The sequence below is a fragment of the Alicyclobacillus sacchari genome (assembly GCF_004366795.1).
GTDB lineage: Bacteria > Bacillota > Bacilli > Alicyclobacillales > Alicyclobacillaceae > Alicyclobacillus > Alicyclobacillus sacchari.
The window spans coordinates 7,223-20,517 of sequence record NZ_SORF01000016.1 but is presented as its reverse complement, the minus strand read 5'-3'; the positions used below and the strand labels follow the sequence as shown (position 1 = coordinate 20,517).

Below are 13,295 nucleotides of genomic sequence, written 5' to 3'. Positions count from 1 at the left end.
AGTCTCACCTACAATCCAAGCTTCTGCAAGTATTTACTCATCTGTTCTTCTATTTGTGCCAGTTCATTCTTGATACTCGAAATGCTGTTTTTCACTGTGTTCATATCCACTCGTTCTTCTTCCTCAAACGTATCCACATATCGCGGAATGTTGAGATTATACTCATTTTCTTTAATCTCATCGACTGAAGCGACATAGGAATATCTGTCCTCAACCTTAAACGCATCGTAGGTTTCGACGATTTTCCTAATATCGGACTCCCTTAATTGATTTTGATTTTTGCCCTTCTCGTAATGATTTTCTCCCGACGCATCAATGAACAAGACATCACGTCTGCTTCGGTTCTTCTTGAAAACCATCACACAAGCAGGTATGTTTGTTCCGAAAAACAACCCTTCTGGCAAGCCAATCACTGCATCAAGCAGGTTCAGATCAATGATCTGTTTACGAATTCTCGCCTCACTTGCCCCTCTGAACAGCACACCATGAGGGAGAATTACCGCCATCCGTCCATTTTCCGCCAGAGAGTAAAGCATGTGTTGGACAAAGGCATAATCCCCCTTTGAACTTGGCGGAACCCCCCATTCGAATCTACGATACGGGTCGAGACTTGCCTCCATCTTAAACGGTTTGTCGTCATCAGCTTTGTCAGCACTAAAACCCATTGCCCACTTATCAAGGGAAAAAGGAGGATTTGCGACAATCACCTGAAACTTCATTAGCTTACCATCTTCCAGATGAAGCGGGTTCGACAACGTATCTCCCCACAGGATCTTCGCATCGTCAATACCGTGAAGGTACATATTCATCAACGCCAATGAGTGGGTCTGACCATTGCGCTCCTGCCCGTAGACAGCCACTTTCCGATTCGGTACTTGATTAACTACGCGAATCAAGAGCGAACCCGATCCGCACGTCGGGTCGTAAATGCGATCATTCTCCTGTGGCTTAACTAATCTCGCTAACAGTTCGCTGACCATAGATGGAGTAAAGAATTCCCCGCCTTTCTTTCCAGCATCAGAGGCGAACCGCTCAATCATGTACTGATACGAGTTGCCGATAATATCATCGTGACCGACAACAGAGGGTCTCAGATCGAGTTTGTTGAAATCCTCCAGGAGAGTCTTGAGCATGGCGTTACGTTCTTTCGGTTTGCCCAAAATCGCTTCTGAATTGAAGTCGATGTTCCTGAACACGCCACGCAATTTACCTGTGTTCTCATTCTCCAGGTGCTCTAATGCCTTGTTGATAATCATGCCAATTTCAGAGTTATTTCTTTGCGAGTAAAGATAGTCAAATGTCGAAATCTCGTCCAAGACGAACCGCTCGCGCGACATCGCCCTCTTGATCCGTTCCTCGTCACCCCTGTAACGGTTCTTGTACTCATCCAACCTCTCTTTATAGGTGTCACTGAGATACTTCACGAACAACATGACAAGGATGTAGTCTTTGTAGATACTGGAATCAATCTTGCCCCTGAAGGTGTCACAGGCTTGCCAAAGAATGTTGTTAATCTTACCTTGAATATTCTCTTGCTGGTCTGCCATGGAAATCCTCCTCAACGTATGTTCGCAATCGTATAAGTCAATAACGTATTGAGTTTCTGTTTCTCCGCAATCAATTGTTGGTAAAGCCCTATTTCCTTTTGGTGCAAAGCATTAAGTTCAATAATCATGCGCTGTTTCTCAATCGGCACACGAGGGATATCCACCTGTGCAAGAGCACTTTTGTTGGTGGTGGGGATGTTCGTCCCCGTCTGGTGTCGGAGCAGTCCATTTTTCACACGTTCGGTATTCAGATACCAGGCTATAAAAGCGGGTACGATACCACTTGACTCTAAACGAATCACGGCAAAGTACGACGGTATCAGTAGCCCCTCATGTTTGTCTTGTATGTAAACCGCCGTATACGGATGGCTCAACCGAACCAATATGTCACCAACCTGAGTGAAATGGTCGTCATCCAACTCGTCGTTGCTTTGAAACAACTCGAACGGCTCATCGGAGAATGTTCCGTCAAGATTGATGTTCTTCAGCGTGACCAACCGATATTGTGCTTTAACATCGTAGTCCACTTCCGCTTTTTTTCTGGTCAACACCAGCCCTGTCTTAATCCCTGCAACTTGACCAAGCTTCATTCCCACCCTCCTCCCTTGTTAAATACACCATTTATCATTTTCGATGTCGTCGTCAAATAAACCATATAACATTATTTCTTGGTGGTCAAGTATAATTTACCAACCTTACGAGTGAATCAACATATAGGGAGGAGGAAGAGCCGAGGAGGGTGGGCAGTATTTGCACAAACAGGCATCTGAGGCTGGTGTTTTATGTATTGGCGTTGGTTTCCCAACGCCTTTGCCCTCGTTCCCTGCGTTATCACGCCATCTGATTCTCATACTGCAGGATGTCGAACAACGGATAGCTAATGTGTTTGATCATCCTGTTGAAAATCTGTACCAATTCATCCACTGTGGCTTCCACCGTGTCAAACGCTTTGAAATAGCACCCGATGGTATTGTCTTGCGCCTTGATCCTTTCATCGATCTTTTCCCGCAACAACCACGGTTTTGCCGCGAACAGATGAAATAACTCGGTGTTCGATTCGTCAAATCGCAACTCCGCAAATGCCTGGTTTCTTCTGTTCCTTGCTGAGATGTAGAACTGTATGCCTGTACGCCCACCGCCAAGGATAATTGTGGCGTTATCCTCGACGAAGTGCTTTTCTCGTTGCAATGTCAGGAAATTGGGCACAGCCTCCCGCAACCGAAAAAGCAGGTATCGATTCACGTCTACACGCTTCGTGAAGTCGAATTCTTGGCTGTTTGGAACGGGCTTCGGGCTAAGTTGCTTGTATAGCGGATGTTCAATGGTTTTGACGACCCGAAGTAGATTCGGAACCTCGCCCAACAACCCCAGGGAGCCGTAAATCTTCAACTTGTGCATGGAGTTGAGCTTCTCAAGTGGCTCCATGAGCTGATCGTTGATCCGAACCAACAGCAGTTTAATTGGTTTCTCACAGCTACCTACTTGTTGCTCCAATTCGCGAACGTGCTTGACCTGGAAACCAAGTGTAAGATAAAGCAACATTCCTTCATCCATTGTATCGATCAGATTCAGGAGCCGTTCCTGATGATAACCAGCCGTTTTACCCAACCAAACTTCGGTAATGATTGGAACTCCCATCGCCCTGTCGTAACCTAACAAGTCCAGTTTGTAGCCTTGCCAGTATGATTCGAGTAACAGATCGGTCAACCCACGACCAACCACATCCTCCAGAATAGATTTGTGTTCCTTCAGATACAGTGAAAAAATGAACTCGCGTTCGCTTCCTTTTAGACTCATAACATCAGCCTCCTGTAATCATCCTGTAGAAAGAGAGAGAACCCGAATTGAAGAGTTCTCTCTGCCTGGTTCACGGTCATTCCCGAATCAGTCTAAGGAACTCCCGAACCTTTTCGATGATCACGATGCTGTCCCGCACCTTGTTCTTTCCGTCGAGGTCGCTACTCATCACAGTTTGCAACAATTCAGCGAGACTGTCCTTCATGGGTTGAGTCGCTTGAATACCATTGCAGATGGTGTAATGGTGTGTGAGCACAAGCTCGATTACATCTTTTTCTCTTTGTTCCTCTTCGGTCATCTCCATGAGTTCTTGAGGTGAGACCCCAAGAGCAGGAGCCAATTTGTAGATAATTGGCACGCTGGGAGCTTTTCTGTGATTCTTCTCAAGTCGGTTGATGTAACTCGGTGACACCCCCGTCATACGTTCCAAGTCCTTGAGTGAGAGATTGAGTTGCTTTCGCAAGTACCGAATCCTCGCCCCTACTGAATCGGGAATTTCACGCTTGCCATGATCGTCTCTCAAATCTGTTCGCCTCCTGCAATGTTTCCCGCAAAGGGAATCCTGGTGTATTGGTGAATCCCTTTTTTATAGTTTTGAGGCTCTCGAATTATTCAATGGTAAAGTTGCAAGAAGGGCGGAGTTTTCAGGGAAAGTGAAGTCAGGACAGAAATGCGTTTTGCGAAGGATGATAGAAACGGGACCCAGAATGCAGGGTATTCGACTGCAAAGGACTATCTCAAAGTTAATACGTCGTTCCAGCGGACAAAACATAGCTTTATCCATAAACCCGAACATAAACAGCCGTATAACCTGAACCTGATATGTTTACATAAATGAAACCATAAACTTCTACATTTGCTGAACATCAAACCGTTCCATGGGACGGTTGCCCAACGCTGAAGGGCTGTCACAAACCGCACGGGGGGGGGGGGGAAAGTCGAGACTGCATCCACCGTTCAGGGGCGTATGGGACGTTGGGTTCAGTCTACTTTGGCTCACACTCATGATGGCGAAGCTACTCATTCGGGGTTCTTACGATGGCTGTCTACTCCACAAGTCACGGGATTACTGAGCGTGCCACGGAGTTGCAGTCTCTCTTGTGGTGTTTGCAAACCTGCATACTTGCGGTTAAGTACGTTGCTGTTGCCTAATTCCATTCTCCCACCGCGAAGGCGTTGATTGATACACGATTTTGTCCTTCATCGCAAGCAAACCAAACAGGTCGAAGCAGGCACCTTTGCACAAGGAGTCACCCTTAGCGTTTTGTGGGCTTTTAGACCTCCGCCCACCAAAATGTTGCCATCGACTCCACGCTCTCCCGTCAATGCTCTCATGTCCCAGTGCACTGATTGAGACACATCTTTTCCCTTATCTCAGGTATCAATACCGCCGCAGTTTCACTACCTTCGGCACTGGAGATGACCCCCTTACACTTGCCTGCCCTTCCACTTTCGAAGAAACCTCGATGGTTCGATCCCTCTGCCCCCAGTAATTTCCTATACGTTTTTCATACATATGTAGGTTTATGTTTTCCGTATGTTGTTTGGGTCGATCTCCGCTATTGCCACAAGGAATTTCAGACTTTGTGTTCGTACTCACCGAAAGGCAGGCAGTGAAGGAAAAGTTGAACGAGGAGATGGGTTCGACGGGATAAACAAACATTTCAAGTTCCAAAACAGTAAGCAAAAATGGTTACAGATATTTAATCGTAAACATAAGGCTGGATTGCAAGCTCAGAATCAAATAGAATCTGGTTTGTTGGGGGTGATTCCAGTCGGATACAAAGTGAACGCCGTACCCACCGTTGCGCCATTCGGTACGTTGATTATAATCTGGGTGCCTCTCGGAAATAGCCTACCTCATCCGTACAAGGTGATAGTATGGATGATTGGTTCTGTTTATCTGCTTGCCTGGGTCGGATCCGCCTTTTATCTCGCGTTTAAATATCCGAGACTCAGCATAGCGGATAGTGAACTGATATTCGGTGACAAGACGTATACAGCAGAAGACGTAAGGAAAATTCGGGTGCTTGAGCGGAGTTCCACGTTCTTATTGTATTTCAAAGAACGCAAATACCCGCTTTCGATTTCGTTCAGTCTTGCGGATACGGACAAAGTGATTCAGGAACTTCGTGGCTGGGCATGGCGAAATAGGGTGACTCTGGAGTTGACATCGCAACGGCGGAAAAGGTGATGTTTGGTACACGGGCTTCGGGTCTGAGGGCGCATCAATCCCCTACATTGGATACCTCAGATTAGATTCCAAACAAAACGTACATCTGCTGTCTGAGCCGCGAACCCCTACTCCGTGACTTCCCGCCTGTGCTCGCTACCCATTCACCACCATCCACGGGGAGTGAGGATTGTATTCAGAAAGTGGGCGGTGTATGGAGGGGTTATCTCAAATCCCTTGCCATTTTTGCTGTTTTACTTCTATCTCTTTCACGTTTTCTCCTATAGGTTTACAAACACCCCCATACCCCTCCCAAAGCTGGATAAGAAGCACACGATTCCCCCCGTCCTGTGGATGCGATGTACCTTGAGATATTGATAGTGGCGGTCGTGCAGGCAATCGCCGTATGGGTGCAGTAGGCGGATTAGGACGGATGCTCCATGGTGATGAAGGAACTGCTCCCTTTCATCACCCTAATCACCCTGGATACTGCAACATCACCGCGAATCTGTAGAAAGCCTGGTCTTGGTCGGCAAACAGCGTTCGCATGAGGTCAGAGTTGCTTCCGACAAACGCAAAGCTCACATGGGACTGGAATTGAAAATGGGCACGGAGCCGCTTCAGCAAGAGGTCGTCAATCTTGTGGATCACCTGAAATTCGTGGAACCAAACAACCAACCTCGCTTTCGATTGTTCTGGGATGCGTTGCAGGAGGCTTACGCTTTCGTCCAGGAGTTCAAGAGGGCTTTCTTTAACACTCTGCACATATGGTATGTCCACAACGTCTTTGATTTTGGCACGGATCTCAGGTCGGGACAGACTGTCTATGAAGTCGTTTAGGGAGGAGTTCGGTAAGGCGCTAATGCCAATACGTAATTGAAGAACCGTCTGCAACAATAGAAGCGTCAATTCCTCAATCGTTGAGACGTTAGACAGGTCTATCTCAGCCGTATAGCATCCCCGCGCTTCCAGCCTGCTCAAAACACCGCGCGCCAATAAGGTGCTACTATGATGAGGAAGCGTGAATGTGACACTGCAACCATCATATAGCCGCTCTTCAAGCTCCCGTACAAAACGGTCATATTGAGCAGGCGGTGCGGGCGCAATGCCCTCGTGAGGGTTCGTCATATCGTCATCCATATGTCGTATTCACCCCCAATCGCATTTTTCGCAATTTAAAAGTGCGAATAAGGACTGCAATATATCGCCATAACAGTTTGGATGGGTCAAGCTTCTTAAACATTTGCCTCCGTTTGTTCAAGAGCAATTCCTATGAGACCCCCTTGTTAATCGCCATCTTCGGATGTAACCGTTAGTCCATTACGTAATAATAGAGCAACGGTCACGCCCACCCCTTCCTTCTTCATACCAGAAAAAGACCCATCGTATATCAAATCACTTCCGCAGGAGGGGCTATTTTTCTTAAGAATGGCTGTTGTTGCCCCAATAGTCTGTGCAACGTTTAGTGCTCGGTAAGCCCCGTCAATAAACTCCTGTGTGACGTCATTCCCCTCACTATCGATAACCTTGGCATTTCCATCAAGTACATCAAATCCATCTCCGCCTACAATCTCTGCAGGATTCCTTGGAGTCGGGAGTCCTCCGAATTGCTCAGGGCAGACAGGCACTGCTTGACGACTTTGAACTAAATTCTCGACTTTTGAATGTAAAGCAGATTGATTATCGTATCTACACTTACAACCGACCAAACAGGCACTCACGATTTTCATGATGAATGTCCTCTCTTACTGCAAAATTAGACATATACTAACTACTTCGAAGGAAATTTATCGTATCCTCTTTTGTCACTAACCTGCCCGTTTCTGCAATAAGCGTACCACGCATAAAACACATTTGACATACACCATCCATACACACGCCTCGCAACGTCGGAATTCACCCTATCTTACTTGTCCCCACCAACTTTAGATTATCGCCATCACCCTTCCCCTGGTCATTTCCACCAGTTGATCGGGCGTTAAATCAAATACTGCCTTCGGATGTCCTACCGCCGCCAGATGGTGTTGTATTGAAAGAGGTCTTCGTCAATGATGGTGGTGATGGTCTCCTTGTGACCGAGCGGTGGAACCCCGCCTATGACAAACCCTGTGCGTTCACGGACGAAATTCGCATCAGCTTTTAGCAAGGTATCCGTTTAGCTGATTAGAAAGGGATTTCTCATGGACGCGATTGACCCCACTGGCAACCACTAATAAGGGGCTGTCCGAGTTCTTCAAACGAAAGATGATGGATTTTGCAATCTGCGCCACTTCACAACCGATGGCATCTGCGGCTTCCTGGGCGGTTCGTGTGCTGTCAGGTAATTCCACCACCTTGTTGGTGTACCCCAACTCGGAGAACTTGCTCTGTACTCGCTCTGAACTATCCTTCAATGGGTTCGCCATGTCAGTTCGCTCCCAACATCAAAATAATGCACTCAACCTGAATATTCGCTGTAGATGTTCGGCTCTGCCCCGTTTAATCCCTACACCCGTGTATTCTGCCTTTAATCCTGCTCTTCTCGCTCTTTCATCCAGTTATTCCTCAGAATCTCCTCCGTCCGTTCTTCTCTTGCCGCTTTCAAGTCCAAAACGAAGTCACCATTATCTTCAGGCTTATCAAAAAATCCATAGAGTTCATTGGCAGTGAGGAGCTTCACAACTTCCCCTGCTATTCGCTTTTCATACATGGATTTATCCCCTTTTCCCAGGGAAGGCGGGCAAAGAAACGCCTACTCCCTGCTCATAGTCCCCTGATATGACAAAAAAGGCGGCATCTCGCCACCCTCGGACAAATCTTTTTTCAGCCCCACTTCAATCCAACGGCAGGGGATCTCCGCTTCTATTGCTCCCAGATGATTCAACCTGGGTTCCTACGCTTAACGGTGGTAGGTCACACGGCTTTTTATAAAGTGGTAGAGATTTTCCAAGAGAGCGAAAAAACCTCCATCCCTTTTTCTCCTGGTCTCTATCTCGCGCCTGTGCACCATATTCTCGGTTTAAACTCTCCGTGGTACGCAGGGAGCCTTGCAACTGGAGCATAGCATATGGGTGGGATGAAAGAAAGAGGTTCGGGCGGAGGATTTCAAGGGACGGAATTCGTATCAGGTTCCAAAGACACAAACAAAACGGTTTATGAAAATGGAAACGTTTATGTATCCATAACTTGCGACATTTATGTATACGTTTCATTAACCCTATCCAACCACCCCCCCATCTTTTACCTGTACGACTCCCCGCCCTCGAACACCGTCCGACATTTTTTCGGCTGACCAAATCGTGGCATCGTGATAAATTGGGATCAAACCAAAAATGGAGTGATTCCATGCCTCGTACAATCGAACTTGGCGAAGATACACTGGCGATTCGTTTATCGGTCTTGACGAGTATCGCGTCGTTTAAGCGCAAAATCGTGATTCCGTACAAGTTCATTGCAAGAGTGGAGACCGTCGCACCGAACTTACAATCGCTCATTCGGTTAGGTGGTACTTCCATCGGAGATATTCAGGAAGGACACTTCTGGCACGGAGAGGATTGGTACTTCCTGTCTTATGAACATCCTGACAAGGTTATTTCACTCACGTTGAACGATTACTACATCGGGGATCGCCTTTATAAAGTCATCGTTGTCGGTGTGGACAGCCCACAAGACATGAAGGCTCTGATTGAAGCAAAGCTTGACAAAAAAATTGATAGAAACTGAACCTTTGTTTAAAGGTATATGTAATCTGAAATGGAGCACGAAATGTTTCATTAACCTGAACCATAAATGTTTACATTTGTCGAATACCTATCAGCCCATATCATCTATTTTCCCGTATCTGTACCCCGTCATATCTACCGCATCCTCAGGCGCTTCCCGACTGGGAAAAAGCAAGTTATTGAGGGTCAAGGAGGTGATAGTTTCAGAGGAAACAAATCAAATTCCAGAACAACAAACGAAAATGTTTACGAAACTTTAAACTTAAATGTATACATTTACACAACCTCTTCTTTTTTGAACCACCTCAGTTTTTGTCCTCCTGCGCTTTCAAGATAGCGTTGTTATCCTCGATAACTTTTCCGAAGTGCCGTGTCTTGTGCTTTTCGATGTAATCCACCACACATCCAAGTGAACTATGCCCACCACTCCCTGTTTCCCCGCTATCCTCAGCAACGCTACGTAACGTGGAGGCAACAGCCTCGATGTCGTCTTCGAGTAAAACACGGAGCACATATGGGAAATGGGGTCGAGTGTTTGGGGCATTGAAGTAGCGCGAGAAGTCATTCATGTAGTCCTTTGCATATTCCATCAGTTGATTCGCCAGATTGAGTCGAAGCTCTTCCACCGTCGCTCCATCCGCCACGATTAACTCGATTTTGCAAATAGAACCTGCGAAACGTCCATCTTCATCAACCTCATATTCGTAATTCAGGGGATAGGCGGTGAGTAACTCCAGCATCTGCCCCAGGGATATGGCGATGATGACATCTCCATCCCGTTTTACAGCCTGTGGCTTGCCACCAACTACCGCATCGATAAAATCGTCAAAATTCGACACAACGTCCGTCTTAGTCACTACGCCTTGCAGTAGCATCGGCCATCACCCTCCAATCCCTTCGGACTTGCTCATTCGCCTGGGAACTTTAGTATCGTCGCGAACCGATAAAATGCCTGGTGTCGGTCTGCAAACAGAGTTCGCATCAAGTTGGGATCGCTTCCAACAAACGCATAGGTAACATGGGACTGATATTGGAAGAGAGCACGGAGTCGCTTCAGCAAGAGATTGTCAATCTTGTGGATCACCTGAAACTCGTGAAACCATACAACCAGCCGCGTGTCCGATTCTTCTGGAATGCGTTGTAGGAGACTCACACCTTCATCCAACAGTGCGAGAGGGCTTTCTGTAAGCTTCTGCAAATATGGTACGTCCACAAGGTCTCGGAGTTTGGCATTGATCTCAGGTCGCGACAGATACTCCGACAAGCCGTCCATGGATTTGTCCGAAAAGACTCTGACCCCTGTGCGTAATTGGAGAACTCCATGGAACAGTTGAATCGCCAGTTCTTCGATAGTGGATATATCAGACAGGTCTATCTGCAATGTATAGCATCCGCGTTCTTGCAACCCTTGTGATATGGCGTGCACCAGACTGGTTCCCACATGATGCGGAACCGTAAACGTTACACTGCAACCGTCAAACAGGCGTTCCACGATTTCGCGGACGAATTCACTTCTTCTGACTTTCTTTGAGGGTACAGATTCGTCGCACTTGGAACCCTCGTCCATAACATCGCCCCGCCTAACAAACGTCCTCTTATGCCTTGCCGTCGTTTGTCTTTCGCAACTGAAAAATCCAGAAGAATGCGGCGTTGCAGTATACCGCATTTTCATATTTTTCAGTTTGGACGCCCCATGGTTCCCGCACATTCACCCACGATAGCGCAAGAAGATTCTACGATCTTCCGTAACGTCATCCGTCAACCTATAGCATAAGGAGTAATTTTGCCGACGATTTCATACCCTGCTCCGTCCCTTGTAGCTCGCTCAAGTATCTACTCATTATCTCCAAGGGGCGCGTATTTTGCGTAGAAGTAGTCCCAGTATTCCATAACTTTTTCAGTACCAAACTCGAGTTCTAAAATATACCGAACCAATCCAGTCTTAGAGTGGAAATAACCTCGTTTCGCTCGTTCCAAGTAGTCATTCAATTCAGGTGCCTCTCCATTAACAATTTTACGTGCAGTATCTACGTCATGCTCAATCGCCTGGTTAACATTTTTCTCTAAAACAGTCTTCAATTCGTGAGTTGTTCTAATTCCCATGAAAAGCACTTGTTCGAGCAACTCGGAATAATCTTCTGGACTATCCTCGTTCCTTTGGGGCAAATATTCATTTGTTAGCAGTCGTAGAGTATCGACGTTTAATTGGCTCTGCTCCAAGCTAATCTGTTGCAGATACTGCTCACGTTCATGTAGTAATCTCTCATACTCGGTGTCCACAATCTCTAACAACGCGGCGATACGGGTCATCGATCTCCGTAATTCTCTCGGTACGTCTTGTTCGTGCTTGTATTGAAGAGAATGCGAAGCCGCCGCCCATGTGTGTTGAGACATTGTTCTTAGTTGAACTTCGGCGGAAAGTCCCTTGAATCGAACGTTTGTGGGAACATCTGTCCAATGGTCAGGCAGAGACACCAGCAAATGAACAGAACCGTATCCAAATTGACTTTCGTCAAGTCGTGACGAAGTATCCTCCACCTGAGTCACGACAAGTGACTGTGAAATCGAATCCAGAACAGGTTTAATGTCACTTGAAAACATCACAACGATACGTAGACCTACTAAATCTGAAATCTGATCAAGAGAGAATTCAGTAATATTTCTCCTTTGGTACTTTTCAACAATCGAATCCCATGTCTTTACACGAAAATGAATTGGTACCGCCAGCTTCACTCCTTGATTATCAACCAATTGAGAGAGTTCTCGTGAAAGAAACAGACAAAAGTCTTCGTACACTGAACGCATTCCATCGTAGGCTTCTTTGGCGGTTTCTAATAACAATGAATAGCACCTCGTTCCACTTATGCGATACCATGATTTGAACCACTGATCCAGCTACAACCTTGGACCACTAAATCGCTGGCTGGATTTCCCGATGAGGGAATTCTATCAGCTTACCCATAGAACCTTCATCTCCCATACAGAAACCAATGTCAGTAACCGCCAGGCAACGTATGACATGTACTCCCCTTTACCCCTGCATTTTCCTATTAGGGCAGACGGAGGATGGGCATCTAAGCCTGCTATGACTCCGTGCACTTGTATCAAAAAGGCGGCTCTCCGCCGCCCGTTGTCTCTCTTGAAATCCTACCTGTGCGGTATGGATTCTGTTCTTTTTTCAGTCCCCACTTGATGGCAGAGAGTCGCACGACTTTTTAAACGGGATTAGGATCAAGAACCGCCCTTTGCCCTCATTACTCATCACATAACTCTCATCCATACCTGTGCGCCATATTCTCAGTTTAACCTCTCCGTGACGCGCGGGGAGCCATGCAACTTGAGCATAGCAGATGGATAGCGTTGGATCAATCGGATTTGGTGAAGGAATTCGGGCAGAGGATTTCGAGGAAGAAATATATATCATCTTCCAAAAACACAAACACAACCGTTTATGATAATGGAAATGTTTATGTATCCATAACCTGCGACATTTATGTATACACTTCATTAACCTTGTTCAACTCAACCCCATCTTCTGCCCTTACCGCTCTCCGCCCTCGAACATCCTCAGACATAAAAACGGCTGAGCAAATCGTGACATCGTGATAAATTGGGTTCAAACTGAAAATGGAGTGATTCCATGCCTCGTAAAATCGAACTTGGCGAAGATGCACTGACGATTCGTTTATCGGGAATGACAAGTATTGCGGCGCTTAAGCGTAAAATCGTAATTCCCTACAAGTTCATTGCAAGAGTGGATACCGCCGCTCCAAACTTACAATCGCTCATTCGGTTAGGTGGTACTTCCATCGGAGATATTCAGGAAGGACACTTCTGGCACGGAGAGGATTGGTACTTCCTGTCTTATGAGCATCCTGACAAGGTTATTTCCCTCACATTGAACGACTACTATATCGGGGATCGCCTTTATAAAGTCATCGTTGTCGGTGTGGACAGCCCACAAGACATGAAGGCTCTGATTGAAGCAAAGCTTGACAAAAAAATTGATAGAAACTGAACCTTTGTTTAAAGGTATATGTAATCTGAAATGGAGCACGAAATGTTTCATTAACCTAT

The 13,295-nt window shown here is 46.4% G+C and carries 15 protein-coding genes; 3 read left to right on the top strand and 12 right to left on the bottom strand.

Annotated elements, in window-relative coordinates:
* Positions 1 to 8: 8 nt before the first annotated feature.
* The 4 genes from C7445_RS12700 to C7445_RS12685 form a co-directional block, all read right to left on the bottom strand.
* Positions 9 to 1,547 carry a type I restriction-modification system subunit M gene (locus C7445_RS12700; protein WP_134160878.1) on the bottom strand — a complete coding sequence of 513 codons (1,539 nt, stop codon included), beginning with the start codon at positions 1,545 to 1,547 and terminating at the stop codon, positions 9 to 11.
* Positions 1,548 to 1,558: 11 nt separating this feature from the next.
* Positions 1,559 to 2,137 (bottom strand): restriction endonuclease subunit S, encoded by a 579-nt coding sequence (locus C7445_RS12695; protein ID WP_134160876.1) that lies wholly within the window; start codon positions 2,135 to 2,137, stop codon positions 1,559 to 1,561.
* A gap of 241 nt (positions 2,138 to 2,378) precedes the next feature.
* Positions 2,379 to 3,344: a hypothetical protein gene (locus C7445_RS12690; RefSeq protein WP_134160874.1), complete on the bottom strand. Its 966-nt coding sequence runs from the start codon at positions 3,342 to 3,344 to the stop codon at positions 2,379 to 2,381.
* A gap of 76 nt (positions 3,345 to 3,420) precedes the next feature.
* Complete coding sequence (locus tag C7445_RS12685; RefSeq protein ID WP_166669140.1) at positions 3,421 to 3,867, bottom strand: helix-turn-helix domain-containing protein; 447 nt, start codon at positions 3,865 to 3,867, stop codon at positions 3,421 to 3,423.
* 1,362 nt (positions 3,868 to 5,229) lie between these two features.
* Here C7445_RS12685 and C7445_RS12680 point away from each other — a divergent pair.
* Complete coding sequence (locus C7445_RS12680; protein WP_134160870.1) at positions 5,230 to 5,538, top strand: hypothetical protein; 309 nt, start codon at positions 5,230 to 5,232, stop codon at positions 5,536 to 5,538.
* A gap of 456 nt (positions 5,539 to 5,994) precedes the next feature.
* Here C7445_RS12680 and C7445_RS12675 read toward each other — a convergent pair whose 3' ends face one another.
* The 5 genes from C7445_RS12675 to C7445_RS12660 all read right to left on the bottom strand — a co-directional run bounded on the left by C7445_RS12675 (position 5,995) and on the right by C7445_RS12660 (position 8,206).
* Positions 5,995 to 6,657 (bottom strand): hypothetical protein, encoded by a 663-nt coding sequence (locus C7445_RS12675; protein WP_134160868.1) that lies wholly within the window; start codon positions 6,655 to 6,657, stop codon positions 5,995 to 5,997.
* A 146-nt stretch (positions 6,658 to 6,803) separates the two neighbouring features.
* Complete coding sequence (locus C7445_RS12670; RefSeq protein WP_067622857.1) at positions 6,804 to 7,247, bottom strand: 2-thiouracil desulfurase family protein; 444 nt, start codon at positions 7,245 to 7,247, stop codon at positions 6,804 to 6,806.
* A gap of 275 nt (positions 7,248 to 7,522) precedes the next feature.
* On the bottom strand, positions 7,523 to 7,663 hold the full coding sequence (locus C7445_RS14910; protein ID WP_268884393.1) for a YbaK/EbsC family protein: 141 nt from the start codon (positions 7,661 to 7,663) through the stop codon (positions 7,523 to 7,525).
* The gene (locus C7445_RS12665) at positions 7,650 to 7,922 is read right to left on the bottom strand and encodes a YbaK/EbsC family protein (RefSeq protein WP_067621150.1); all 273 of its coding nucleotides are present in this window, start codon (positions 7,920 to 7,922) and stop codon (positions 7,650 to 7,652) included. Before C7445_RS12665 ends, C7445_RS14910 begins: the two co-directional genes overlap by 14 nt.
* 101 nt (positions 7,923 to 8,023) lie before the next feature.
* Positions 8,024 to 8,206 carry a hypothetical protein gene (locus tag C7445_RS12660; protein WP_067621149.1) on the bottom strand — a complete coding sequence of 61 codons (183 nt, stop codon included), beginning with the start codon at positions 8,204 to 8,206 and terminating at the stop codon, positions 8,024 to 8,026.
* Between the two features lie 635 nt (positions 8,207 to 8,841).
* On the opposite strand from C7445_RS12660, the gene C7445_RS12655 reads away from it, so the two are divergent.
* On the top strand, positions 8,842 to 9,219 hold the full coding sequence (locus C7445_RS12655; RefSeq protein WP_134160866.1) for a hypothetical protein: 378 nt from the start codon (positions 8,842 to 8,844) through the stop codon (positions 9,217 to 9,219).
* 304 nt (positions 9,220 to 9,523) lie between these two features.
* Here C7445_RS12655 and C7445_RS12650 read toward each other — a convergent pair whose 3' ends face one another.
* The 3 genes from C7445_RS12650 to C7445_RS12640 all read right to left on the bottom strand — a co-directional run bounded on the left by C7445_RS12650 (position 9,524) and on the right by C7445_RS12640 (position 12,059).
* A complete protein-coding gene (locus C7445_RS12650) occupies positions 9,524 to 10,093 on the bottom strand; it encodes a hypothetical protein (protein ID WP_134160864.1) in 570 nt (189 codons plus the stop codon).
* A gap of 32 nt (positions 10,094 to 10,125) precedes the next feature.
* Positions 10,126 to 10,785, bottom strand: a complete 660-nt coding sequence (locus C7445_RS12645; protein WP_134160862.1) for a hypothetical protein — start codon at positions 10,783 to 10,785, stop codon at positions 10,126 to 10,128.
* A gap of 266 nt (positions 10,786 to 11,051) precedes the next feature.
* The gene (locus C7445_RS12640) at positions 11,052 to 12,059 is read right to left on the bottom strand and encodes a GTP pyrophosphokinase (RefSeq protein WP_134160860.1); all 1,008 of its coding nucleotides are present in this window, start codon (positions 12,057 to 12,059) and stop codon (positions 11,052 to 11,054) included.
* A 799-nt stretch (positions 12,060 to 12,858) separates the two neighbouring features.
* Here C7445_RS12640 and C7445_RS12635 point away from each other — a divergent pair.
* Positions 12,859 to 13,236, top strand: coding sequence for a hypothetical protein (locus tag C7445_RS12635; protein ID WP_134160858.1), 378 nt, complete (start codon positions 12,859 to 12,861; stop codon positions 13,234 to 13,236).
* The last annotated feature ends 59 nt before the right edge of the window (positions 13,237 to 13,295 follow it).